This is a genomic window from Citrobacter sp. Cpo100 (assembly GCF_030332595.1).
GTDB classification, from domain to species: Bacteria; Pseudomonadota; Gammaproteobacteria; order Enterobacterales; family Enterobacteriaceae; genus Citrobacter; species Citrobacter portucalensis.
In genome coordinates this window covers 1-24,179 of sequence record NZ_JAOWHM010000029.1, presented here as the reverse complement: position 1 = coordinate 24,179, position 24,179 = coordinate 1, and the positions used below count along the sequence as shown (strand labels likewise).

The following is a 24,179-nucleotide window of genomic DNA, read 5'->3' as shown; positions in this document are numbered from 1 at the left end:
AGCCGCCATGATCCTGCTTATTGATAACTATGATTCTTTTACCTGGAACCTGTACCAATACTTCTGCGAACTGGGCGCTGATGTCCTTGTCCGGCGCAACGACGAGCTGACGCTGGCGCAAATCGACGCGCTGAACCCGCAAAAAATCGTGATTTCCCCTGGACCATGCACGCCGGATGACGCCGGTATCTCACTGGACGTTATTCGTCATTTCGCCGGTAAGCTTCCCTTGTTGGGTGTTTGTCTTGGCCACCAGGCGATGGCGCAGGCCTTTGGCGCGAGCGTAGTTCGGGCGGCTAAAGTGATGCACGGTAAAACCTCGCCGATTACCCATAACGGGCAGGGTGTTTTTCAGGGACTCGCTAACCCATTAACGGTGACGCGCTACCACTCTCTGGTGGTTGCCCCTGAGACGCTTCCCGAGTGCTTTGAGGTGACGGCCTGGAGTGAAACGCAGGAGATTATGGGCATTCGTCACCGCGAGTGGGATATGGAAGGGGTACAGTTTCACCCGGAGAGTATTCTCAGCGAACAGGGGCATCAACTGCTGGCTAATTTTCTCAATCGCTGATTTGTAGTTGCTATTCAGTGATTTTTTATTCATATTTTGTGATTATAATTTCACTGGCGTTTCTGCTTAACAGGGTGGTAATGACATGGCAACTGAACAAACTGCAATTACGCGCGCGACATTCGATGAAGTGATTCTGCCGATTTATGCACCGGCTGAGTTTATCCCGGTAAAAGGAAAAGGGAGTCGAGTGTGGGATCAACAGGGCAAAGAGTATGTTGATTTCGCGGGCGGCATTGCAGTGACCGCGTTAGGGCATTGCCATCCGGCATTGGTTGAGGCGTTAAAAACCCAGGGTGAAACCCTGTGGCATACCAGCAACGTATTTACCAACGAACCGGCGTTGCGCTTAGGCCGTAAAATCATTGATGCGACCTTTGCCGAGCGCGTGCTGTTCATGAACTCCGGTACTGAAGCCAACGAAACCGCCTTTAAGCTGGCGCGCCACTATGCCTGCGTGCGTCATAGCCCGTTCAAAACCAAAATCATTGCCTTCCATAATGCGTTTCACGGCCGTTCGCTGTTTACCGTATCCGTTGGTGGGCAGCCGAAATACTCCGACGGCTTTGGGCCAAAACCGGCGGATATCATCCATGTCCCGTTTAACGATCTGCATGCGGTCAAAGCGGTGATGGACGATCACACCTGCGCGGTGGTGGTTGAGCCTATTCAGGGAGAGGGCGGCGTCACTGCGGCAACGCCGGAATTCCTGCAAGGTTTGCGTGAACTTTGTGACCAGCACCAGGCGCTGTTGGTATTTGATGAAGTGCAGAGCGGGATGGGGCGTACCGGCGATTTGTTTGCCTATATGCACTACGGCGTGACGCCGGATATCCTCACCAGCGCGAAGGCGCTCGGTGGCGGCTTCCCGGTAAGTGCGGTGTTGACCACTCAGGAGATTGCCTCCGCGTTCCACGTGGGTTCGCACGGCTCCACCTACGGCGGTAACCCGCTGGCCTGCGCGGTAGCGGGGGCAGCGTTTGATATCATCAACACGCCGGACGTGCTGGGAGGCATTCAGGCCCGGCGTCAGGCGTTTTTCCAGCATTTGCACAAGATTGATCAACAGTTCGATATTTTCAGCGATATTCGCGGGATGGGGCTGCTGATTGGCGCCGAGCTGAAGCCGCAGTTTAAAGGCCGGGCACGCGATTTCCTTTATGCCGCCGCGCATGAAGGGGTAATGGTGCTGAACGCCGGGCCGGACGTAATGCGTTTCGCGCCGTCGCTGGTAGTAGAGCAGGCGGATATCGATGAAGGGATGCAGCGCTTCGCGCAGGCGGTAGCGAAGGTGGTGGGCTGATTGCCGGATAGCGGCGCGAGCGCCTTATCCGGCCTACAGGGTAAGGTGTGATTCGTAGGCCGGATAAGCGTAGCGCATCCGGCAAATCTCTTAACCCTTCATGTCCCGTAGTCGGCGGCTCAGCCAGATCCCGTGGTGCGGTCGCTGACGCCATGCTACCGACGAAATGGTATGCATGGTGTTCAGATGCCCAAGAACCCGCTGCAGATGCTGCTCAAGGGTGCTTAACGGACCATGGGACAGCATCTCTGGCGCTTCGAGTATATTCACATCTCCCGAGCTTCCCGGCCCATCATATTCCAGCCGTTGCTGACAGCGCTGGAGTGCAATTTCACAGGACTCCAGATACCGCTGCGCCAAATCCGGCGTCAGCATCGTATGTTCCCTTGCCAGCGTGGTCATCGCGTTGATGTGTTCGACGATGAACTGGCTGTGCGTGACCCACAGTTTCATATCTGCAAGGTAGTGCGAGTTAAATCCTGGCTCCTGCATTGCCTGGTTCAGCGAGTTGAACAGCGTGTTTTGCGTCTGGTTGACGCGCATGCGTTGATACGCCAGCGGCGTGGCCTGTGGATCGTTGCTGAGGATCAGACGAATGGCCTCTTGGTCGGCTTCTAGCGCATCGTGGGCGTTCTTACGCAGCAGACCGCTCTGCCACTGTGGCCACAGCCAGAGCGTGCCGCCAAAGGCGATTAAGCAGCCAATCACCGTATCGACAAACCGCGGCACGATAAACTCTTCCCCGTTCAGCGTCAGCAGTTGCAGGGTGTATACCGCCGTTACCGTAAAACCGACGGTAGCCCAGCCGTAGTTTTTACGGATGATCAGATAACTCACCAGAGTGATCAGCAGCATGGCCGCCAGCGTGAAACCTTCGGGAATATGAAAGTGCAACGTGACGCCGGCAATAACCAGTCCAACGAGCGTACCTACGGAACGGTGTAAGATGCGCACCCGGGTCGCCCCGTAGCCATTTTGCGTAACAAACAGGACTGTCATCAAAATCCAGTAAGGCTTTGGCAGGTGTAAGGCGCTGCCCATCAGGCTGGCGATACTCAACATAACGCTGATGCGTCCGGCATTGCGCAGCGCTGGGGATTTCAACGACAGGTAGTTTTTCAGGGCAGGGATCAGCGGCAACCGACGCTGCTTGTCAGCCATTAAGTCACGGGCATATAGCGGGCGCTGGGTCCGTAGCACGCGGGCAATACGGCTGAAGTGCCAGTAGCAAAATTGCCCCACCGGATTGTCCGGATGCTGCCTGGCGATTTTCTCCAGCGTGCCAATCTGCTTTTCCATCGAGAAACGGGTCGGCAAGCGGTGATACAAAATATCATCGGCCAGTACCCGAAGGCGTTCGGCGACGGTTCGCGCGTTCCAGCGAATTACCTGCTCCGCGTGGCTACGCTCAACCAGTTTTTGCACTTCTTCTGGCTGGTGGAGGCTAACGGAAATATGCTCCTGTAAATCCAGCGCCTCCTGAAAGGCACGCAGCAGGCGTTTGTATTCGTTGTTGTGATGTGCCGACAGCATATGCATTTGCTGATAGCACTGAGTAATCAGATCCACCGCCTTTTGTTGGCGAACCAGCAGGGGAGGCAGCGCTTTTTCTGGGTCGGCATGCTGGGTCAGCATGCTGTACTTGGCTTCACAGTAATCGGCTAATTCACGGTACAGCAAGCTGAGCGATTCGCGGAGCGGTTGCTCGCGCCACATCCAGAACCAGAACCAGTTGAACAGGCCGTACCATAACGTGCCCAGCGCGTAGATCAGCAGTGGCTCCCAGACGGGCATATTCCCGGCCAGGCTGAGCGTGAAAATCGCTGCGATAAGCGAGGCTGGCAGTAATCGCGCATGCAAAGGGCTTAGCTCGGCGGTTACGCCAAGAATCAGTGTCAGGCCGGTGAGGATCAATGGTAGCGGTATAGTTTGCGCAAGCAGTAGCTGCATGATCAAGCTGCACCCGGCAAACAGCGATGCACCAATGACTAAGCGTTTGAAAAAGCGCTTGTGCGGGGTATCAAGACCGGCAATGTTGCAGCAGGCAGGGACGAGGGAAAAGAGAAGCCCCAAATGAAGCTGACCGATGATCAGACCAACAGCCACAGGTAAACATAGCACCAGCGTTTGTCGTAGTGCGTAGTTGATCTCTGGGTGGTATATCAGTCTTCGCCACATCGGAGTAAACAAAAGTGGCGCATTACTGGGTAACGCGCCACTTCGATGGGGTTAACGCGTGCCGTAGACGACGATGGTCTTACCGTGTGCGGAGATCAGGTTCTGATCTTCCAGCATCTTCAGAATACGACCGACGGTCTCACGGGAGCAGCCAACGATCTGGCCGATTTCCTGACGGGTGATTTTAATCTGCATGCCGTCCGGGTGGGTCATCGCATCAGGCTGTTTCGCCAGATTCAGCAGAGTCTGCGCGATACGACCGGTTACGTCGAGGAAGGCAAGGTTGCCCACTTTTTCAGACGTGACCTGCAGACGACGAGCCATCTGAGAAGACAGGCGCATCAGAATATCCGGGTTGACCTGGATTAATTGGCGAAATTTTTTGTAGGAAATTTCAGCGACTTCACATGCGGTTTTGGCACGTACCCAGGCGCTACGTTCCTGACCTTCTTCGAAGAGGCCTAATTCACCAATAAAATCGCCCTGATTCAGATAAGAAAGGATCATTTCTTTCCCTTCTTCATCTTTGATCAGCACTGCCACGGAGCCTTTAACGATGTAATACAACGTTTCCGCTTTTTCACCCTGGTGAATCAGCGTGCTCTTCGATGGGTACTTATGAATATGGCAATGAGACAAGAACCATTCGAGAGTAGGGTCTGTTTGCGGTTTGCCAAGCACCATGCGCGGTTATCCTCTGTTATAAGCTGTCTCCAGAGCCAGAAAACGACGCTGCCTCTGGGTTTGCAAAAATATGCTTCCCGCTACCTGGGAAAGGGGCTGTCAAAAATATACTGCAGCCTGTAATGTGATGTCCTCTGCATACATGCAGTACGTCAATGTATTACTGTAGCATCCCGTCTGTTTTAGCATAGCTTTCGCCGTGTGTCTCCTGGTGTCTCGCTTCAGCATGACGCAGGTCGCCTTCCGTTGCGAGAATTGTTATGTGCGCGTAATCTGTCAGGAAAATTGAAACATTGGAGTTACGAAATATGCAAGCGCGTGTAAAGTGGGTTGAGGGGTTAACCTTCCTCGGTGAGTCCGCCTCTGGCCACCAAATTTTGATGGACGGTAACTCCGGTGATAAAGCGCCGAGCCCGATGGAAATGGTATTAATGGCTGCTGGCGGTTGTAGCGCAATTGATGTGGTATCGATCCTGCAAAAAGGTCGTCAGGATGTGACCAACTGCGAAGTGAAGCTGACTTCAGAGCGTCGTGATGAAGCGCCGCGCCTGTTTACCCACATCAACCTGCATTTCATCGTAACGGGTAACGATCTGAAAGATGCGTCTGTCTCCCGCGCCGTCGATCTTTCAGCGGAAAAATACTGCTCCGTGGCGTTGATGTTGGAAAAGGCAGTGAATATTACCCATTCCTATGAAGTGGTTGCTGCTGCGTGATGCCATGCCTGATGGCGTTACACTTATCAGGCCTACAGGATATAAACGCGTAGGCCGGATAAGGCATCAGCCGTCATCCGGCAAAAGACCACATCACTCGATCTTCTTACCTTCCATCAGTCGCTGTACCAGCGGCAGCATAATCAATTCCATCGCCAGACCCATCTTGCCGCCAGGTACGACTAACGTATTGATATGGGAAATGAATGAGCCCTGCAGCATGGCCAGCAACCACGGGAAGTCGATCCCTTCCAGGTTACGAAAATGAATCACGACAAAGCTTTCATCCAGTGATGGAATGCTCTTAGCGGCAAAGGGGTTGGAGGTATCGACGGTCGGTACGCGCTGGAAGTTAATATGCGTCCGGGAAAACTGCGGCGTGATGTAATTGATGTAATCGTCCATTGAACGCACCACCGAGTCCATCACCGCTTCACGCGAATGTCCACGCTCGCTGGTATCGCGGGTCAGCTTCTGGATCCATTCCAGGTTTACGATAGGTACCACGCCAACCAGCAGATCGACATGCCGGGCCACGTTTTGCTGTGGGGTGACGACACCGCCGTGCAGCCCTTCGTAGAACAGTACATCCGTCGGTTCAGGCAGCGGCTGCCAGGGCGTGAATGTCCCCGGAACCTGGTTCCACGGTACGGCCTCATCGTAAGTGTGCAGATATTTTCGCGACTGGCCTTTGCCCGTCTGACCGTATTCGATGAAGGTTTGTTCCAGCAAGCCGAAGTCATTAGCTTCGGGGCCAAAATAGCTGATATGCCGCCCGGCATCGCGAGCTTTGCGAATCGCCATGTCCATTTCCGGACGGGTATAGCGATGAAAACTGTCACCTTCCACCTCGGCGGCGCGCAGATTTAACTGCGCGAAAATTTTACGAAACGCGAGGCTGGTGGTAGTGGTCCCCGCGCCGCTGGATCCTGTTACCGCAATCACCGGATGTTTGGCAGACATAACAACTCCATGAAATGGTTGTAATTATAGTAAAGTCGGCCGGCGGCTACGGATTACTCGTGAATCTGCTTCCTCGGCATAATGTTGACCGTTTCATGCAGTTCAGACCACACCAGCACGGCTTCACCTGATTGTAGTTGGCGTTTGACGTCGGCGACTTTTTGTTCGAGCGAGCGTTCATGTTCACCATAATCGGTGCCTTCGCGCAAGACAAAGCTTTCAATCAAATTGTCCAGCGCGTCCGGGGAGATATCTTGCCAGGGGATAATCATGATGACGTCTCCAGATACGTTGTCAGCCAGTCCGGGATTCTGGATTCCAGCCACATCTCAGGACGGCGCACCGTGCCACCTATAAATCCGACGTGGCCGCCGTGTTCAGTAAGCTGGTACTCCACCTGTGAGGGCAGATTTTCCGGTTTCGGGATCACATGATGATCCATAAACGGATCGTCTTTCGCATGGATAATCAGCGTTGGTTTGGCGATCCGATTGAGCAACGGCATGGCGCTGCACTGGCGGTAATAGTCTATAGCATCGGCGAAACCGTGAATTTTGGCGGTGATTAGATCGTCAAAATCGCGAATGCGGCGCAAAGATTTCAACTGGGCCAGACTCACCGGCAGCGAACCTGGATAAGCTTCAAGCTTACGTGAGGCATTGGCTTTCAACAGATTGAGCAGGTAGCGCTGGTAGACCCGGGAGAAGCCCTTGTCCATATGGTAACTACAGGCTTCCAGCACGAAAGGCGCAGAAACGATAACCGCCGCATCTATCGGAATATCGTTGCCTTCTTTTGCCAGCAGGCAAGCCAGCATGTTTCCACCGAGTGAATAACCTACCGCCGCGGTCGGTACGCGACCGAACTCACGCTCCAGCCAGTGTAAAAACCAGGTGCCATCTTCTGTTTCACCGGAGTGATAAATGCGGTTCAGACGATTGGGTTCGCCGCTGCAACCGCGAAAATGCATTACCACGCCCAGCCAGCCGCGCTTTTGTGCTGCTTCAATCAGGCCATGTGCGTAGGGGCTGTTCAGACTGCCTTCCAGACCGTGAAAAACCACCAGGCGCGGTTTGTGTTTCGCCTGTTGCGGATCTTCACTCCACGCCAGATCGACGAAATCACCGTCGGGCAATTCCAGACGCTGCCAGTGGGCGTCGAACTTCACCTTGCGGCGAATTAAACGCGGCAGCATCGTCTGCAGATGGCGGTTACTGATACCGCGCATCGGGCGGAATTCTCGCGAATCGTCGGTAGGTGGGGTCATTTCTGTGGACGTGATTTCAACCATAACACCGGAGCAATTAATAATCGGAAAGAATAACTATACCGCGCACAGCGCGTGCGGGTTAGCCAATATGTGATTTTGTCGCTAGTCAGTCAGCAGGTTACGCGAGAAAAGATGAAAATCGACGTTGGGTTTACGTCGCCACAGGCGGGCTTTACGCGTCCCTGTCGCCACGCTTTCTCCGGTATCTTCAAACATTCCTGACGCTTCAAAGCGACGAATCAGACTTTTACGCTGGATCGACTGGCCGAGGATCACCTCAGTGGCTTCGAGCAGTTGCCCATGGGTAAATGTTTCCGGCAAGCAGTATACGGGCAGGAGCGAGTACATCGTTTTTTGCCGTAAGCGGTGTAGCGCCGCGGTAATGATTTTCTCGTGATCAAACGCGAGTGAATAGTTTTTCAGTTCATCAACCGGCACCCAACGGGCATTGCTGACGCTGGCGATATGGGGCGCGCAGTCTACCCAGGCGATTAGTGCAAACCAGGTGACCGTCAGGCTCCAGCCGCGCGGGTCACGATCAGGGCCAGAAAAGGTATCCAGTTGTTCCAGCCACGAAGGCGAAACGCCTGTTTTTTCGGTGAGTTTGCGCAGCGCGGTGGCGCGGGTTGAATCATCGTTTTCGATATCAATAAAGCCGCCGGGTAATCCCCAACGCCCTTTTTGCGGCTGGTTTGCCCGCTCGACCAGTAATACGCACAGCGCCTGCTGATGCAGGGTAAATAACACGCTATCTACCGTCACCAGAGGTGAAGGGAAGCGGCTGGCGTCGTACTGATTCAGGTAGTCGGCTTCGGTGGTCATAAGGTACTCACGATGATTTGTAACGCTGACAAGTGTACCAGCCCGACACCGGGGGGCAAGGTTCGTTTTTTCTCATTGCTTATCAGTGGATTAGCTCACGGCTTAAAAATAATTCATTTTATGCTTGCTTAATATGTGTCACAGGGACATTATTAATTGTGTCGAAGGGACACAATTAAGGGGTGAGCGCGATGAACATAAAATTGACACTAACTTTGGACGACCAGACCTATGCCGTTGCCAGCGGTGTTTTTCCTGATGGTGCTGTCTGGTTAAAAGTCACCGATGCGTTGCCAACCTTTGCTCGCCTGATGCGCATCCGTGCCACGGCTATGCGTGATATGAACGATTTTATGCTGCTAGCGCAACTGGTTGAGGCGGTACGTCATCAGACCGATGTACTGGTCAGCCATCTCGACCTCCCCTGGCTGCCGTGGGCGCGTCAGGACAGACATATGGTATCGGGTGACAGCTTTGCGTTGAAAGTCTTCGCCAGTCAGCTCAATACGTTGAAATTTGACAAGGTCAACGTGCTCGACCCGCACAGCGATGCGGCGGCGGCTGCAATCGACAACTTTGTGGCGATCCCCCAGGAGGTCTGCCTGATGCAAAGCGCGTCATTATCGCGGCTGTTTCAGCAAAACGCGCTGATGCTGGTTGCTCCCGATGCGGGATCGCTGAAGAAGATTGATGCTGTAGCCAGAGTAGCCGGTGTGGAGCAGTACGCCATCCTGAGCAAAAAACGTGATGTGGCAAGCGGCAGCCTGACGGGATTTGCGTTATTGGCCGGAGACGTCAGGGGTAGGGATCTGCTGATTGTTGACGATCTGTGTGACGCAGGCGGTACGTTTATAGGCTCTGCACAGGTGTTACGTGATGCTGGCGCCCGCAGTGTCAGCCTGTATGTCACCCACGGTATCTTTTCTAAAGGCGTTGATCACCTGTTTGCAAACGGTATTGACGCGATCTACACCACCACCTCTTTAGCTGCCCCAGCGTTGGTACATCCGCAGCTTGAGCTTATCGACATTGACGCGATTTACCGCGCCTGAGGGAGAGACTGATTATGAAAATGAACCCGATTCTGGCTATCGACGGCTACAAAGTTTCTCATCGCGTACAGTATCCGCAGGGTACCCATCGTGTGTATTCCAACTTTACCCCGCGCAGCGATCGCTTTTTCTCCTCGCCGTTGGCGGATGGCAAACTGGTATTCTTCGGCCTGCAGGGTTTTATGCAGTGGTTTTTAGTCGACCTGTTTAATGAGGCGTTCTTTGCCCGCCCGGAAGACGAGGTGGTCAGCGAATACAAACAGGTCATGGACAGCTATCTGGGCAAAGATGCGGTGGCGGTGGACCATATTCGTGCACTGCATCAGTTGGGCTATCTGCCGCTGCACATCAAGGCGCTGGATGAAGGCAGCAAAGTCCCGATGGCGGTACCGGTTTTAACTATCATCAACACCCAACCCGAGTTTTTCTGGCTGGTGAATTACCTGGAGACCGTGCTGTCGGCGGAGCTGTGGAAGGCGTCAACAAATGCCACGATAGCTCACCACTACCGCAAAATCTGCGCTCGCTGGGCAGAGCAAACCTGTAGCGACCTGACGCACCTTGACTTCCAGTGCCATGACTTTTCATTTCGCGGTATGTCCGGATTACAGGACACCATGCAGGCGGGCAGTGGGCATTTGTTAAGCTTTAAAGGGACCGACAGTATTCCATCTCTGCTGTACGCTCGCGATTACTACACCGACGGCGAGCCCTATTTTATCGGCGCCAGCATTCCGGCTACCGAACACAGCGTGATGTGTATGGGTGAGCGCGAGCATGAGATTGAAACCTTCCGCCGCCTGATTGCCGATCTCTACCCGCAAGGATTTGTATCGATAGTCTCTGATACCTGGGACTACTGGCAGGTGCTGACGGAATATACCCGCGAACTGAAAAGCATCATTCTGGCGCGTGAAGGTCGGGTGGTATTCCGTCCGGATAGCGGCAACCCGGTGGAGATCCTGTGTGGTACTGGCGCAGATGAGGATATCCGCAGCGATCGTACCGCTCAGGAGAAAGGGTCCGTGGAAGTGCTGTGGGAGATTTTTGGCGGCACGATTAACGCCAAAGGTTACAAGGTGCTCGACCCGCATGTCGGACTGATTTATGGCGACTCCATCACCCTTGAGCGAGCGAATGAGATCCTGCGTCGTCTGGAAGCGAAAGGATTTGCCAGTTCAAACGTCGTGTTTGGCGTTGGTTCTTTTACTTATCAATACAACACACGTGACACCTTTGGTTTTGCGATGAAAGCGACGTGGGGAGAAGTCGACGGCAAAGGCCGGACGATTTTTAAAGAACCGAAAACTGATAATGGTCTGAAACGTTCAGCCCGTGGTCTGCTTCGCGTCACACGTGATGAGCAAGGGGAACTGCGTCTGCATGACGAACAGACCTGGGAGCAAGAGCAGGAAGGGGAACTGAAAACTCGTTTTCTCAACGGCAAGCTGTTTAACCGCGAGCATTTCGAAGAAATCCGCCAGCGTCTGGCGACACAGGGATAATTCAACAAAAATGCCGGATGAGACGTGTTGGCGTCGGATCCGGCAATGATGACTACTCGGCCAGCATCTGCTCAAGCTGTTCCTGAGCCTCCAGCCAGGCCATTTCACACTCTTCCAGCCCGGATTTCGCACTGGCCTGCTGCTGCAAACAGGCGGTAAGTTCGGCTTTGCGACTTTGGTCGTACAGTTCGCTGTCTCCGAGTTTTTCTTCCGCCTGCGCCAGTTGTGCGTGCAGTTTCTCCATCTCTTTTTCCAGACGGGTAATCTCTTTACGCAGCGGCTGCGTCAGGGAGCGCAGTTCCGCTTCGCGGCGCTTCTGGTCTTTACGCGCCTGGGCGCTGTTAACGCTCTCTTTCGCCGGTTCGTCGCCCTGGTTTTCCTGTTTCTGGACATCGCTCAGCCACTGCTGATAATCCTCCAGATCGCCATCAAACGGCTCGACTTTCTTGTCGTGTACCAGATAGAGGCCGTCGGTGGTGGAGCGGATCAGGTGACGGTCGTGCGAGACGACAACCAGCGCGCCTTCAAAATCGATCAGCGCCTCGGTCAGCGCCTGACGCATATCCAAGTCCAGGTGGTTGGTTGGTTCATCGAGCAGCAGCAGGTTAGGGCGCTGCCAGACGATCAACGCCAGTACCAGACGCGCTTTTTCGCCACCGGAGAAGCGGCGTGTCTCTTCGCTGACTTTATCGCCCTGGAAGCCGAATCCACCCAGGTAGTCACGCAGTTTCTGCTCCAGTTCCTGCGGCGCCATGCGTGCCAGATGCTGAATGGGTGATTCATCGGCGCGTAAAAACTCCAGCTGGTGCTGCGCGAAGTAGCCCAGTTTGATGCCTTTCGCCAGGCCAATCTCACCGCTGATTGGGGCCAGTTCGCCGGCCAGCAGCTTAATCAGCGTCGATTTACCCGCGCCGTTGCGACCGAGCAGGCCGATGCGGGAACCCGGCACCAGATTCAGTTTGATCGAATCGAGAATGACGCGATCGCCGTAGCCAGCGCTAACCTTTTCCATCTTCAGCAGCGGGTTTGGCAGGCTTTCCGGCTCACGGAAGCTGAAGTGGAACGGGTTGTCCACGTGCGCTGGGGCAATCAGCTCCATGCGTTCCAGCATTTTGATACGGCTCTGTGCCTGCTTCGCTTTCGTTGCTTTAGCGCGGAAACGATCGATATAGCTTTGCAGATGCGCCACGCGCTCCTGCTGGCTTTCGTACATTGCCTGTTGCTGTGCGAGGCGGGTCGCACGCTGGATTTCAAACGCGCTGTAGTTGCCGGTGTACTCGAACATGGTTTGCTGTTCGATATGAATAATTTTATCCACCACCGGATCGAGAAAGTCGCGATCGTGGGAGATCAAAATCAGCGTGCCCTGATAGCTTTTCAGCCATCTTTCCAGCCAGATCACCGCGTCGAGATCGAGGTGGTTGGTGGGTTCATCGAGCAGCAGTAGGTCTGAACGGCAAATCAGCGCCTGGGCCAGGTTGAGACGCATACGCCAGCCACCGGAGAAGTCGCTGACCGGGCGCTCAAGCTGTTCGTTGGAGAAGCCGAGGCCATGCAGCAGGCTGGCGGCGCGTGAGCGCACGGTCCAGGCGTCGATGGCATCCAGCTTGCCATGGACGGTGGCAATGGCATGTCCATCGTTACGTTCGTTGGCGTCGTTCAACTGCGCTTCCAGTTGACGATACTCGCGGTCGCCGTCAATGACGTACTCCAGCGCGGGCTGTGGCAACGCAGGCGTTTCCTGATTCACCCACGCGAGCTGCCAGTTTCCCGGATAGGTAAATCCTCCAGCGTCGGCGCTGAGTTCATTTTTCAGCAATGCCAGCAGGGTAGATTTACCGCAGCCATTTTTACCCACCAGGCCAACCTTCTGCCCTGGATTAATGGTGGCCGTGGCATTGTCCAGCAAGACGCGCACGCCGCGACGAATTTGTAACGATGAGAAAACAATCATAAGGCGCCGTATGTTCAGACTATGTTAATTTATCATTATGATAATGTAATGTGCGGGCCGTTTGCCGCACCGAGGCGCAATGGTAGCCCAAAACGTCGAAAATAGACAAAAGACAAAACCGGGAGGGGGATGATGTTCCAGCCAGCGAAAGTCTTGCTGCTGTATGCCCATCCGGAATCTCAGGACTCGGTCGCGAACCGTGTTCTGCTTAAACCGGCCATGCAGCTCAGCAATGTTACCGTGCACGACCTTTACGCGCACTATCCTGATTTTTTTATCGATATTCCGCATGAACAGGCGCTGCTGCGTGAGCATGATGTGATTGTTTTTCAGCACCCACTCTATACCTATAGCTGTCCGGCGCTGTTAAAGGAATGGCTTGACCGCGTACTGAGCCGCGGATTTGCCAGCGGTCCCGGAGGGAATCAACTGGCGGGAAAGTACTGGCGTAGCGTTATCACTACCGGAGAACCGGAAAGTGCCTACCGCTATGACGCGCTAAACCGTTATCCAATGAGCGATGTGCTGCGTCCTTTCGAGCTAACGGCCGGTATGTGCCGCATGCATTGGATGAGCCCAATTATCGTTTACTGGGCCAGACGGCAAACGAAGCAGGAGCTGGACAGCCATGCGAAAGCGTATGGTGACTGGCTGGCGAATCCGATCCCTGTGGGAGGCCGCTGATGGAAGGTTCTGATTTATTGACAGCGGGAGTGTTGTTCCTCTTCGCGGCAGTGGCTGCAGTTCCCCTGGCCTCAAAGCTGGGTATTGGTCCGGTGCTGGGTTACTTGCTAGCGGGTATTGCTATCGGCCCGTGGGGATTAGGATTTATCAGCGATGTGGATGAAATCCTGCACTTTTCTGAGCTGGGCGTAGTCTTTCTGATGTTCATCATTGGGCTGGAACTTAATCCCGCCAAACTGTGGCAACTGCGGCGTTCAATTTTTGGCGTCGGTGCCGCGCAGGTGATGCTGAGCGCGGTGGTGCTGGCCGGATTATTGATGCTCACTGCGTTCTCCTGGCAGGCGGCAGTGGTTGGCGGCATTGGTCTGGCGATGTCATCGACCGCTATGGCGCTACAGTTAATGCGCGAAAAAGGCATGAACCGCAGTGAATCCGGACAACTGGGTTTTTCGGTGCTGCTGTTTCAGGATCTGGCGGTGATCCCCGCGCTGGCACTGGTTCCGCTGCTGGCGGGTTCTGCTGACGAACATTTTGACTGGATCAAAGTGGGAATGAAGGTGCTGGCCTTTGCCGGCATGCTGATTGGCGGTCGCTATTTGCTGCGTCCGGTTTTCCGCTTTATTGCGGATTCTGGCGTGCGGGAAGTGTTCACCGCTGCCACGCTGCTGTTGGTGCTGGGTTCTGCTTTATTTATGGATGCGCTGGGGCTGTCAATGGCGCTGGGAACGTTTATCGCGGGCGTGCTGCTGGCGGAAAGCGAATACCGACATGAGCTGGAAACGGCAATCGATCCGTTTAAAGGCCTGTTGCTCGGGCTGTTTTTTATCTCCGTTGGCATGTCGCTCAACCTCGGTGTGCTCTACACCCATATTCTGTGGGTGGCAGCGAGCGTGATCGTGCTGGTGGTCGTAAAAATGCTGGTGCTGTATGTGCTGGCACGTCTTAACGGCATGAGAAGCTCTGAACGGATGCAATTTGCCGGGGTTTTAAGTCAGGGTGGTGAATTCGCTTTCGTGCTGTTTTCAACGGCATCCTCGCAACGGCTGTTTCAGGGCGACCAAATGGCGTTGTTGCTGGTGACCGTCACGCTGTCGATGATGACCACGCCGCTGGTGATGAAGTTGATTGATAAATGGCTATCCCGCCAGTTTAACGGCACGGATGAGGAAGATGAAAAACCCTGGGTGGAAGATGATAAACCGCAGGTGATTGTGGTGGGGTTTGGGCGTTTTGGTCAGGTTATTGGTCGCCTGTTGATGGCCAATAAAATGCGCATTACCGTTCTGGAGCGGGATATCAGCGCGGTGAATCTGATGCGTAAATATGGCTATAAGGTTTATTACGGTGATGCCACGCAGGTGGAACTGTTGCGCTCCGCAGGGGCAGAGGCGGCTCAGTCTATTGTTATTACCTGTAATGAGCCTGAAGACACTATGAAACTGGTGGAACTGTGCCAACAGTATTTTCCGCATTTGCATATTCTTGCGCGAGCGCGCGGACGTGTAGAGGCACATGAGTTATTACAGGCTGGTGTGACGCAGTTTTCCCGCGAAACGTTCTCCAGTGCGCTGGAGTTGGGGCGTAAAACGCTGGTTACACTGGGAATGCATCCGCACCAGGCTCAGCGTGCTCAGCTGCATTTTCGGCGGCTGGATATGCGCATGCTGCGGGAACTGATCCCCATGCATACAGATACGGTACAAATCTCTCGAGCCAGGGAAGCCCGGCGTGAGCTGGAGGAAATTTTCCAACGAGAGATGCAGCAAGAGCGACGTCAGCTGGATGGCTGGGATGAATTTGAGTAGAGGATAACCATGGCAATTCGTAAACGTTTTATCGCAGGTGCAAAATGTCCGTCCTGCCAGTCGCAGGATACGCTGGCGATGTGGCGCGAAAATAATATCGATATTGTTGAGTGTGTTAAGTGCGGTCATCAGATGCGGGAAGCCGATAAAGAGGCGCGCGAGCACGTTCGCAAAGAAGAGCAAGTGATCGGGATTTTTCATCCGGACTAGCGATATGGCGCAGCTTTTTTTAAGCTAGAGGGTACACGGGTGCAGAATTCCGCTACAATCTGCGCCACTATTCTTTCCATGCTCAGGAGATATCATGAAAGTAGCAAAGGACCTGGTGGTCAGCCTGGCCTATCAGGTACGTACAGAAGACGGTGTGTTGGTTGATGAGTCTCCGGTGAGTGCACCGCTGGACTACCTGCATGGTCACGGTTCCCTGATTTCTGGCCTGGAAACAGCGCTGGACGGTCATGAAGTTGGCGACAAATTCGATGTTGCTGTTGGCGCAAACGACGCATACGGTCAGTACGACGAAAACCTGGTGCAGCGCGTTCCTAAAGACGTCTTCATGGGCGTTGACGAACTGCAGGTTGGCATGCGTTTCCTGGCTGAAACTGACCAGGGTCCAGTACCGGTAGAAATTACCGAAGTGGAAGACGATCACGTTGTGGTTGACGGTAACCACATGCTGGCTGGCCAGAATCTGAAATTCAACGTAGAAGTTGTTGCTATCCGCGAAGCGACCGAAGAAGAACTGGCTCACGGCCACGTTCACGGTGCGCACGGTCACGACCACGATCATGACCACGGTCATGACGGTTGCTGCGGTGGTCACGGCCACGGTCACGACCATGGTCACGAGCACGGCGGCGAAGGCTGCTGCGGCGGTGGCGGTAAAGGTAACGGCGGCGGCTGCGGTTGCCACTGATCGGTATGATTGCCTGATGGCGCTACGCTTATCAGGCCTACCGTAGGCCGGATAAGACGTTTACGTCGTCATCCGGCACAAAAAAGCGGGGATATCCCCGCTTTTTTTACGTCTCAATAATGTGGCGGTGGGGTCTCTTCAGACTGCGATGCAATGTGGGACGGCTGCGTTGCTTTGAGCTTTTCCGTCAGCAGACGCAGATGGTCGCGCAGTTTGGCCATTTCCAGTTCATGCGCGGTCACCGTCACGTTGAGCTCTTCAATGGTGATCTCCTGAAATGCCAGGCGACTTTCCAGTTCAGCCAGGCGAGTTTCCATTGTTGTATCCTGCATGATTCACCTCTTTCTTTTTTCTCCGGCAGATCGCGGACTGCGGCGAATTCTACTTAACTTTGCTTGTTTGCACAGCACTCAATCTTCGGTAACGAAACTAATTTAAACAAAAAGAGTCTGAAAAGTGGTGATAATAGGGCGTGCCTGTATGTTGATTTGTTCTGCAACGCTTTATAGTACATTTTTATGTTAGCTAACCCTGGGGTGAGATGCCCCGGCCCTGGAGATATGGATGAAATCACTGTTTAAAGTAACGCTGCTGGCGACCACAATGGCTGTTGCTCTGCATGCCCCGATCACCTTCGCTGCTGATGCTGCGAAACCAGCCGCTACTGCTGACAGCAAAGCAGCATTCAAGAATGACGACCAAAAAGCCGCTTACGCGCTGGGCGCGTCCCTGGGTCGTTATATGGAAAACTCTCTGAAAGAGCAGGAAAAACTGGGCATCAAACTGGATAAAGATCAACTGATCGCTGGTGTTCAGGATGCGTTTGCAGACAAGAGCAAACTGTCTGACCAGGAAATCGAACAAACTCTGCAGGCGTTTGAAGCGCGCGTGAAGAGCTCCGCTCAGGCGAAAATGGAAAAAGACGCGGCTGACAACGAAGCCAAAGGTAAAGTTTACCGCGAGAAATTTGCTAAAGAGAAAGGCGTTAAAACCTCTTCTACTGGCCTGGTCTACAAAGTAGAGAAAGAAGGTACTGGCGCTGCACCGAAAGACAGCGATACCGTGGTAGTTAACTACAAAGGTACGCTGATCGATGGTAAAGAGTTTGATAACTCCTACACCCGTGGTGAGCCGCTGTCTTTCCGTCTTGACGGTGTCATCCCTGGCTGGACTGAAGGCCTGAAAAACATCAAGAAAGGCGGCAAAATCCAGCTGGTTATCCCACCGGATCTGGCTTACGGCAAAACGGGCGTCCCGGGTATTCCGGCCAACTCTACGCTGGTCTTTGATGTTGAACTGTTAGACATCAAACCGGCACCGAAAGCTGACGCGCAGCCAGATGCTGCCCCGGCAGATAAAGCTGCCGACAGCAGCAAAAAATAAGCTAACAGAAACCGCCGCCCACAGGGCGGCGGTTTTTTATTATCGACAGGATATAATTAATACTGGAAAGCGCCTTGTGCGCTGTATTACTTTAGATGCCCCTATAATAGTGATGAGCCTGCCCTGACAACATAACGACAGGCTCCTGAAAAGGAGTGCTTTTTTTCATGTCCAGGTCGCTTTTAACCAACGAAACCAGTGAGCTAGATTTGCTGGATCAACGTCCTTTCGATCAAACCGACTTCGATATCCTCAAATCCTACGAAGCGGTAGTGGACGGGTTGGCGATGCTCATTGGTTCCCATTGTGAAATCGTATTGCACTCTTTGCAGGATTTGAAATGCTCGGCCATCCGCATTGCTAACGGTGAACACACGGGCCGTAAAATTGGCTCACCGATTACTGACCTTGCGTTGCGTATGCTGCATGATATGACGGGTGCGGATAGCAGCGTGTCGAAGTGTTACTTCACACGTGCGAAAAGCGGTGTCTTGATGAAGTCGGTGACGATTGCCATTCGCAACCGTGAGCATCGCGTGATTGGTCTGCTGTGCATCAACATGAACCTTGATGTTCCTTTCTCGCAGATAATGAATACCTTTATCCCACCGGAAACCCCGGAAGTGGGCTCTGCCGTCAACTTCGCTTCTTCGGTGGAAGATCTGGTTACCCAGACGCTGGAATTCACGATCGAAGAAGTGAATGCCGATCGCAATGTTTCCAACAACGCGAAGAACCGCCAGATCGTCCTGAATTTATATGAGAAAGGCATCTTCGATATTAAAGATGCCATCAATCAGGTCGCCGATCGGCTGAACATCTCCAAACATACGGTCTACCTCTATATTCGTCAGTTTAAAAGCGGCGATTTCCAGGGGCAAGACAAGTAATGCGTTTTGCCATCATGGTGACAGGGCCTGCTTATGGCACGCAGCAGGCGAGTAGCGCGTTGCAATTTGCACATGCGCTTCTCGAAGAAGGGCATGAGTTATGCAGCGTCTTTTTCTATCGTGAAGGTGTATATAACGCCAATTTCCTGACTTCACCCGCCAGTGATGAATATGATCTGGTGCGGGCCTGGCAACAACTGAATCAACAGCATGGTGTGACGCTGAATATCTGCGTGGCGGCGGCGTTGCGGCGCGGCGTTGTTGATGAAACTGAGGCAAAGCGGCTGGGACTGGCAGGGGCAAATTTACAATCAGGTTTTAACCTCAGCGGGCTTGGATCGCTGGCTGAGGCATCCCTGACCTGCGATCGCGTGGTGCAGTTCTGATGAAACGTGTTGCTTTTGTCTTTTCTACCGTGCCGCACGGCAGCGCGTCTGGCCGTGAAGGGTTAGATGCATTGCTGGCGACATCGGCATTAACGGAAGACCTCGGCGTATTTTTTATCGGCGATGGCGTTTTTCAAATCCTCCAGGGACAACAGCCGGATGTTGTGCTGGCCCGAGACTACATCTCAACCTTCAAGCTGTTAGGGTTGTACGATATCGAGCAATGCTGGCTTTGTGCCGCCTCATTACGTGAACGGGGTCTCCAGCAGGGTGTTAATTTTGTGGTTGATGCGACAGCGTTAGAACCGGAAGATTTACGCCGTGAGCTAGGCAACTATGACGTCATTTTAAGGTTTTGAGATATTCATGCTGCACACACTACATCGCTCCGCGTGGCTTACCGATTTCTCCTCTCTTCTTCGCCTGGTAGATAAAGACGATGAGCTTTTATTGCTCCAGGATGGCGTGACCGCGGCAATAGAAGGAAGTCGTTTCCTTGAAAGTCTGCAAAATGCCTCCATTAAGGTCTATGTGCTGGAAGAAGACATTAAGGCTCGCGGTTTGAGTGGTCAAATTTCAGACAGTGTCGTCAGGGTTAGCTATACTGACTTCGTCAGACTTACGGTGAAGCATCCCAGCCAGATGTCCTGGTAATTGTGGGATCGTTGTATATTTCTTGACACCTTTTCGACACCGACCTAAAATTCTGCGTCCTCATATTGTATGAGGTCGTTTTATTACGTGTTTACGAAGCAAAAGCTAAAACCAGGAGCTATTTAATGGCAACAGTTAACCAGCTGGTACGCAAACCACGTGCACGCAAAGTTGCAAAAAGCAACGTGCCTGCGCTGGAAGCATGCCCGCAGAAACGTGGCGTATGTACTCGTGTATATACTACCACTCCTAAAAAACCGAACTCCGCACTGCGTAAAGTTTGCCGTGTTCGTCTGACTAACGGTTTTGAAGTGACTTCCTACATCGGTGGTGAAGGTCACAACCTGCAGGAGCACTCCGTGATCCTGATCCGTGGCGGTCGTGTAAAAGACCTCCCGGGTGTTCGTTACCACACCGTTCGTGGTGCGCTTGACTGCTCCGGCGTTAAAGACCGTAAGCAATCACGCTCCAAGTATGGCGTGAAACGTCCTAAGGCTTAATGGTTCTCCGTTAAGTAAGGCCAAACGTTTTATATTAATGTCAAACTAAACTCTTAGAGTTTTGGACAATCCTGAATTAACAACGGAGTATTTCCATGCCACGTCGTCGCGTCATTGGTCAGCGTAAAATTCTGCCGGATCCGAAGTTCGGATCAGAACTGCTGGCTAAATTTGTAAATATCCTGATGGTAGATGGTAAAAAATCTACTGCCGAAACTATCGTATACAGCGCGCTGGAGACCCTGGCTCAGCGTTCTGGTAAAAACGAACTGGAAGCTTTCGAAGTAGCTCTCGAAAACGTGCGCCCGACTGTCGAAGTTAAGTCTCGCCGCGTTGGTGGTTCTACTTATCAGGTACCAGTTGAAGTCCGTCCGGTCCGTCGTAATGCTCTGGCAATGCGTTGGATCGTTGAAGCTGCTCGTAAACGCGGTGATAAATCCATGGCTCTGCGCCTGGCGAACGAACTTTCTGATGCTGCAGAAAACAAAGGTACTGCAGTTAAGAAACGTGAAGACGTTCACCGTATGGCAGAAGCCAACAAGGCGTTCGCACACTACCGTTGGTAATCCCTTCGGAGTTTTAGTCACCAGGCGGGCGCTTCTAGTAAGCAGCCCGCTTTGGGCTACTTAAATTGAACGCCTAAAAGATAAACGAGGAATCAAATGGCTCGTACAACACCCATCGCGCGCTACCGTAACATCGGTATCAGTGCGCACATCGACGCCGGTAAAACCACTACTACCGAACGTATTCTGTTCTACACCGGTGTAAACCATAAAATCGGTGAAGTTCATGACGGCGCAGCCACCATGGACTGGATGGAGCAGGAGCAGGAACGTGGTATTACTATCACCTCCGCAGCGACTACTGCATTCTGGTCTGGTATGGCTAAGCAGTATGAACCGCATCGCGTAAACATCATCGACACCCCGGGGCACGTTGACTTCACTATCGAAGTAGAACGTTCCATGCGTGTGCTTGATGGTGCAGTAATGGTTTACTGCGCAGTTGGTGGTGTTCAGCCTCAGTCTGAAACCGTATGGCGTCAGGCAAACAAATATAAAGTTCCGCGCATTGCGTTCGTTAACAAAATGGACCGTATGGGTGCGAACTTCCTGAAAGTTGTTGGTCAGATCAAAACCCGTCTGGGCGCGAACCCTGTTCCGCTGCAGCTGGCAATTGGCGCTGAAGAAGCGTTCACCGGTGTTGTTGACCTGGTGAAAATGAAAGCCATCAACTGGAACGAAGAAGATGCAGGCGTAACCTTCACTTATGAAGATATCCCGGCTGACATGCAGGAACTGGCTGAAGAATGGCACCAGAACCTGATCGAGTCCGCTGCAGAAGCTTCAGAAGAGCTGATGGAGAAATACCTGGGTGGTGAAGAACTGACTGAAGAAGAGATCAAAAAAGCTCTGCGTCAGCGCGTTCTGAACAACGAAATCATCCTGGTAACCTGTGGTTCTGCGTTCAAGAACAAAGGTGTTCAGGCGATGCTGGATGCGGTAATTGATTACCTGCCATCCCCAGTAGACGTACCTGCGATCAACGGTATTCTGGACGACGGTAAAGATACTCCTGCTGAGCGTCATGCTAGCGATGACGAGCCGTTTGCTGCTCTGGCATTCAAAATCGCTACTGACCCGTTCGTGGGTAACCTGACCTTCTTCCGCGTGTACTCTGGTGTGGTTAACTCCGGTGACACCATCCTGAACTCCGTGAAAACTGCACGTGAACGTTTCGGCCGTATCGTACAAATGCACGCTAACAAACGTGAAGAGATCAAAGAAGTTCGCGCGGGCGATATCGCTGCTGCAATCGGTCTGAAAGACGTGACCACTGGTGACACTCTGTGTGACCCGGATCACCCGATCATTCTGGAACGTATGGAATTCCCTGAGCCGGTAATTTCCATCGCGGTAGAACCGAAAACCAAAGCTGACCAGGAAAAAATGGGTCTGGCTCTGGGCCGTCTGGCTAAAGAAGACCCGTCATTCCGCGTATGGACTGACGAAGAATCTAACCAGACCATTATCGCTGGTATGGGTGAGCTGCACCTCGACATCATCGTTGACCGTATGAAGCGTGAATTCAACGTTGAAGCGAACGTCGGTAAACCTCAGGTTGCTTACCGCGAAGCGATTCGCGCGAAAGTTACCGATATCGAAGGTAAACACGCTAAGCAGTCTGGTGGTCGCGGTCAGTACGGTCATGTTGTTATCGACATGTACCCGCTGGAGCCGGGTTCAAACCCGAAAGGCTACGAGTTCATCAACGACATCAAAGGTGGTGTAATTCCTGGCGAATACATCCCGGCCGTTGATAAAGGCATCCAGGAACAGCTGAAATCTGGCCCGCTGGCTGGTTACCCGGTTGTTGATCTGGGCGTGCGTCTGCACTTCGGTTCTTACCATGACGTTGACTCCTCTGAGCTGGCGTTTAAACTGGCCGCTTCTATCGCCTTCAAAGATGGCTTTAAGAAAGCGAAACCAGTTCTGCTTGAGCCTATCATGAAGGTTGAAGTAGAGACTCCGGAAGAGAACACCGGTGACGTAATCGGTGACTTGAGCCGCCGTCGTGGTATGCTTCGTGGTCAGGAATCCAACGTCACTGGCGTTGTTATCCATGCTGAAGTTCCGCTGTCTGAAATGTTCGGATATGCAACCCAGCTGCGTTCTCTGACCAAAGGCCGTGCTTCTTACTCCATGGAGTTCCTGAAGTACGACGATGCGCCGAACAACGTTGCTCAGGCCGTTATTGAAGCCCGTGGTAAATAATCCACAGGATTAAAACCTAAGTCCCGTGCTCTCTCCATAGGGGAGAGCACTATAGTAAGGAATATAGCCGTGTCTAAAGAAAAATTTGAACGTACAAAACCGCACGTTAACGTCGGCACCATCGGCCACGTTGACCACGGTAAAACTACCCTGACCGCTGCAATCACTACCGTACTGGCTAAAACCTACGGCGGTGCTGCTCGTGCATTCGACCAGATCGATAACGCGCCGGAAGAAAAAGCTCGTGGTATCACCATCAACACTTCTCACGTTGAATATGACACCCCGACTCGCCACTACGCACACGTAGACTGCCCGGGCCACGCCGACTATGTTAAAAACATGATCACCGGTGCTGCGCAGATGGACGGCGCGATCCTGGTTGTTGCTGCGACTGACGGCCCGATGCCGCAGACTCGTGAGCACATCCTGCTGGGTCGTCAGGTAGGCGTTCCGTACATCATCGTGTTCCTGAACAAATGCGACATGGTTGATGACGAAGAGCTGCTGGAACTGGTAGAAATGGAAGTTCGTGAACTTCTGTCTCAGTACGATTTCCCGGGCGACGACACTCCGATCGTTCGTGGTTCTGCTCTGAAAGCGCTGGAAGGCGAAGCAGAGTGGGAAGCGAAAATCATCGAACTGGCTGGCTTCCTGGATTCTTACATCCCAGAACCAGAGCGTGCGATTGACAAGCCGTTCCTGCTGCCTATCGAAGACGTATTCTCCATCTCCGGTCGTGGTACCGTTGTTACCGGTCGTGTAGAACGCGGTATCATCAAAGTTGGTGAAGAAGTTGAAATCGTTGGTATCAAAGAGACTGCTAAGTCTACCTGTACTGGCGTTGAAATGTTCCGCAAACTGCTGGACGAAGGCCGTGCTGGTGAGAACGTTGGTGTTCTGCTGCGTGGTATCAAACGTGAAGAAATCGAACGTGGTCAGGTACTGGCTAAGCCGGGCTCTATCAAGCCGCACACCAAGTTCGAATCTGAAGTGTACATTCTGTCCAAAGACGAAGGCGGCCGTCATACTCCGTTCTTCAAAGGCTACCGTCCGCAGTTCTACTTCCGTACTACTGACGTGACTGGTACCATCGAACTGCCGGAAGGCGTAGAGATGGTAATGCCGGGCGACAACATCAAAATGGTTGTTACCCTGATCCACCC

25 protein-coding genes and 1 pseudogene are annotated in these 24,179 nt (G+C 53.0%); 18 read left to right on the top strand and 8 right to left on the bottom strand.

Features of this window, described 5'->3' with window-relative positions:
• Positions 1-7: 7 nt before the first annotated feature.
• Together pabA and argD are read left to right on the top strand one after the other, a co-directional pair.
• On the top strand, positions 8-571 hold the full coding sequence (pabA, locus tag OGX96_RS05505) for an aminodeoxychorismate synthase component 2 (protein ID WP_048227393.1): 564 nt from the start codon (positions 8-10) through the stop codon (positions 569-571).
• A gap of 85 nt (positions 572-656) precedes the next feature.
• Entirely contained in the window at positions 657-1,874 is a 1,218-nt protein-coding gene (argD, locus tag OGX96_RS05500) for a bifunctional acetylornithine/succinyldiaminopimelate transaminase (RefSeq protein WP_286582380.1), read from the top strand.
• Positions 1,875-1,964: 90 nt separating this feature from the next.
• On the opposite strand, the gene OGX96_RS05495 is transcribed toward argD, so the two are convergent.
• Positions 1,965-4,052, bottom strand: a complete 2,088-nt coding sequence (locus OGX96_RS05495) for a YccS/YhfK family putative transporter (protein ID WP_008786302.1) — start codon at positions 4,050-4,052, stop codon at positions 1,965-1,967.
• Between the two features lie 51 nt (positions 4,053-4,103).
• Positions 4,104-4,736, bottom strand: a complete 633-nt coding sequence (gene crp / locus OGX96_RS05490; protein WP_000242758.1) for a cAMP-activated global transcriptional regulator CRP — start codon at positions 4,734-4,736, stop codon at positions 4,104-4,106.
• Positions 4,737-5,044: 308 nt separating this feature from the next.
• Between crp and OGX96_RS05485 the strand changes: the two genes are divergently transcribed.
• Positions 5,045-5,452 carry an OsmC family protein gene (locus OGX96_RS05485; protein ID WP_003827750.1) on the top strand — a complete coding sequence of 136 codons (408 nt, stop codon included), beginning with the start codon at positions 5,045-5,047 and terminating at the stop codon, positions 5,450-5,452.
• Between the two features lie 93 nt (positions 5,453-5,545).
• Here the strand turns inward: OGX96_RS05485 and OGX96_RS05480 are convergent, their stop codons facing one another.
• The 4 genes and pseudogenes from OGX96_RS05480 to OGX96_RS05465 form a co-directional block, all read right to left on the bottom strand.
• Positions 5,546-6,415: a phosphoribulokinase gene (locus OGX96_RS05480; protein WP_003827751.1), complete on the bottom strand. Its 870-nt coding sequence runs from the start codon at positions 6,413-6,415 to the stop codon at positions 5,546-5,548.
• Between the two features lie 53 nt (positions 6,416-6,468).
• A complete protein-coding gene (locus OGX96_RS05475; protein WP_003023615.1) occupies positions 6,469-6,687 on the bottom strand; it encodes a YheU family protein in 219 nt (72 codons plus the stop codon).
• A pseudogene (locus OGX96_RS05470) lies at positions 6,684-7,752 on the bottom strand (hydrolase). The gene OGX96_RS05475 and the pseudogene OGX96_RS05470 overlap by 4 nt, the downstream one beginning before the upstream one ends.
• A 35-nt stretch (positions 7,753-7,787) precedes the next feature.
• Positions 7,788-8,507 carry an NUDIX domain-containing protein gene (locus tag OGX96_RS05465; protein ID WP_008786298.1) on the bottom strand — a complete coding sequence of 240 codons (720 nt, stop codon included), beginning with the start codon at positions 8,505-8,507 and terminating at the stop codon, positions 7,788-7,790.
• Between the two features lie 191 nt (positions 8,508-8,698).
• Between OGX96_RS05465 and prs the strand changes: the two genes are divergently transcribed.
• Both prs and OGX96_RS05455 read left to right on the top strand, forming a co-directional pair.
• Positions 8,699-9,559 (top strand): ribose-phosphate diphosphokinase, encoded by an 861-nt coding sequence (gene prs, locus OGX96_RS05460; RefSeq protein WP_008786297.1) that lies wholly within the window; start codon positions 8,699-8,701, stop codon positions 9,557-9,559.
• Between the two features lie 14 nt (positions 9,560-9,573).
• A complete protein-coding gene (locus OGX96_RS05455; protein WP_286582378.1) occupies positions 9,574-11,064 on the top strand; it encodes a nicotinate phosphoribosyltransferase in 1,491 nt (496 codons plus the stop codon).
• 52 nt (positions 11,065-11,116) lie between these two features.
• Here the strand turns inward: OGX96_RS05455 and OGX96_RS05450 are convergent, their stop codons facing one another.
• Positions 11,117-13,018 (bottom strand): ABC transporter ATP-binding protein, encoded by a 1,902-nt coding sequence (locus tag OGX96_RS05450; RefSeq protein WP_267457733.1) that lies wholly within the window; start codon positions 13,016-13,018, stop codon positions 11,117-11,119.
• A gap of 132 nt (positions 13,019-13,150) precedes the next feature.
• Between OGX96_RS05450 and kefG the strand changes: the two genes are divergently transcribed.
• From kefG to slyD, 4 genes are all read left to right on the top strand, one after another.
• Positions 13,151-13,702 (top strand): glutathione-regulated potassium-efflux system ancillary protein KefG, encoded by a 552-nt coding sequence (gene kefG / locus OGX96_RS05445; RefSeq protein WP_003023629.1) that lies wholly within the window; start codon positions 13,151-13,153, stop codon positions 13,700-13,702.
• Positions 13,702-15,507, top strand: a complete 1,806-nt coding sequence (gene kefB / locus OGX96_RS05440) for a glutathione-regulated potassium-efflux system protein KefB (RefSeq protein ID WP_003827759.1) — start codon at positions 13,702-13,704, stop codon at positions 15,505-15,507. Before kefG ends, kefB begins: the two co-directional genes overlap by 1 nt.
• A 9-nt stretch (positions 15,508-15,516) precedes the next feature.
• Positions 15,517-15,717, top strand: a complete 201-nt coding sequence (locus OGX96_RS05435) for a YheV family putative zinc ribbon protein (RefSeq protein ID WP_003023632.1) — start codon at positions 15,517-15,519, stop codon at positions 15,715-15,717.
• A 94-nt stretch (positions 15,718-15,811) separates the two neighbouring features.
• Positions 15,812-16,423, top strand: coding sequence for a peptidylprolyl isomerase (gene slyD, locus OGX96_RS05430; protein ID WP_008786294.1), 612 nt, complete (start codon positions 15,812-15,814; stop codon positions 16,421-16,423).
• Positions 16,424-16,536: 113 nt separating this feature from the next.
• On the opposite strand, the gene OGX96_RS05425 is transcribed toward slyD, so the two are convergent.
• Positions 16,537-16,755, bottom strand: coding sequence for a protein SlyX (locus tag OGX96_RS05425; RefSeq protein ID WP_003023639.1), 219 nt, complete (start codon positions 16,753-16,755; stop codon positions 16,537-16,539).
• Between the two features lie 232 nt (positions 16,756-16,987).
• Between OGX96_RS05425 and fkpA the strand changes: the two genes are divergently transcribed.
• The 9 genes from fkpA to tuf form a co-directional block, all read left to right on the top strand.
• Positions 16,988-17,806: an FKBP-type peptidyl-prolyl cis-trans isomerase gene (gene fkpA, locus OGX96_RS05420; protein ID WP_003827768.1), complete on the top strand. Its 819-nt coding sequence runs from the start codon at positions 16,988-16,990 to the stop codon at positions 17,804-17,806.
• Positions 17,807-17,973: 167 nt separating this feature from the next.
• Positions 17,974-18,696 carry a helix-turn-helix transcriptional regulator gene (locus tag OGX96_RS05415; RefSeq protein WP_003023643.1) on the top strand — a complete coding sequence of 241 codons (723 nt, stop codon included), beginning with the start codon at positions 17,974-17,976 and terminating at the stop codon, positions 18,694-18,696.
• Complete coding sequence (gene tusD, locus OGX96_RS05410) at positions 18,696-19,082, top strand: sulfurtransferase complex subunit TusD (RefSeq protein WP_079938086.1); 387 nt, start codon at positions 18,696-18,698, stop codon at positions 19,080-19,082. Before OGX96_RS05415 ends, tusD begins: the two co-directional genes overlap by 1 nt.
• Positions 19,082-19,441 (top strand): sulfurtransferase complex subunit TusC, encoded by a 360-nt coding sequence (tusC, locus tag OGX96_RS05405; protein WP_079938085.1) that lies wholly within the window; start codon positions 19,082-19,084, stop codon positions 19,439-19,441. Before tusD ends, tusC begins: the two co-directional genes overlap by 1 nt.
• A 7-nt stretch (positions 19,442-19,448) precedes the next feature.
• On the top strand, positions 19,449-19,736 hold the full coding sequence (gene tusB, locus OGX96_RS05400) for a sulfurtransferase complex subunit TusB (protein WP_008786292.1): 288 nt from the start codon (positions 19,449-19,451) through the stop codon (positions 19,734-19,736).
• A gap of 125 nt (positions 19,737-19,861) precedes the next feature.
• Positions 19,862-20,236 (top strand): 30S ribosomal protein S12, encoded by a 375-nt coding sequence (rpsL, locus tag OGX96_RS05395; RefSeq protein WP_003023654.1) that lies wholly within the window; start codon positions 19,862-19,864, stop codon positions 20,234-20,236.
• A 95-nt stretch (positions 20,237-20,331) separates the two neighbouring features.
• Positions 20,332-20,802, top strand: a complete 471-nt coding sequence (rpsG, locus tag OGX96_RS05390) for a 30S ribosomal protein S7 (RefSeq protein WP_003023657.1) — start codon at positions 20,332-20,334, stop codon at positions 20,800-20,802.
• Positions 20,803-20,898: 96 nt separating this feature from the next.
• Positions 20,899-23,013, top strand: coding sequence for an elongation factor G (gene fusA, locus OGX96_RS05385; protein ID WP_003023659.1), 2,115 nt, complete (start codon positions 20,899-20,901; stop codon positions 23,011-23,013).
• A 69-nt stretch (positions 23,014-23,082) separates the two neighbouring features.
• On the top strand, positions 23,083-24,179 hold a 1,097-nt coding region (tuf, locus tag OGX96_RS05380; protein WP_118262821.1), incomplete at its 3' end, for an elongation factor Tu.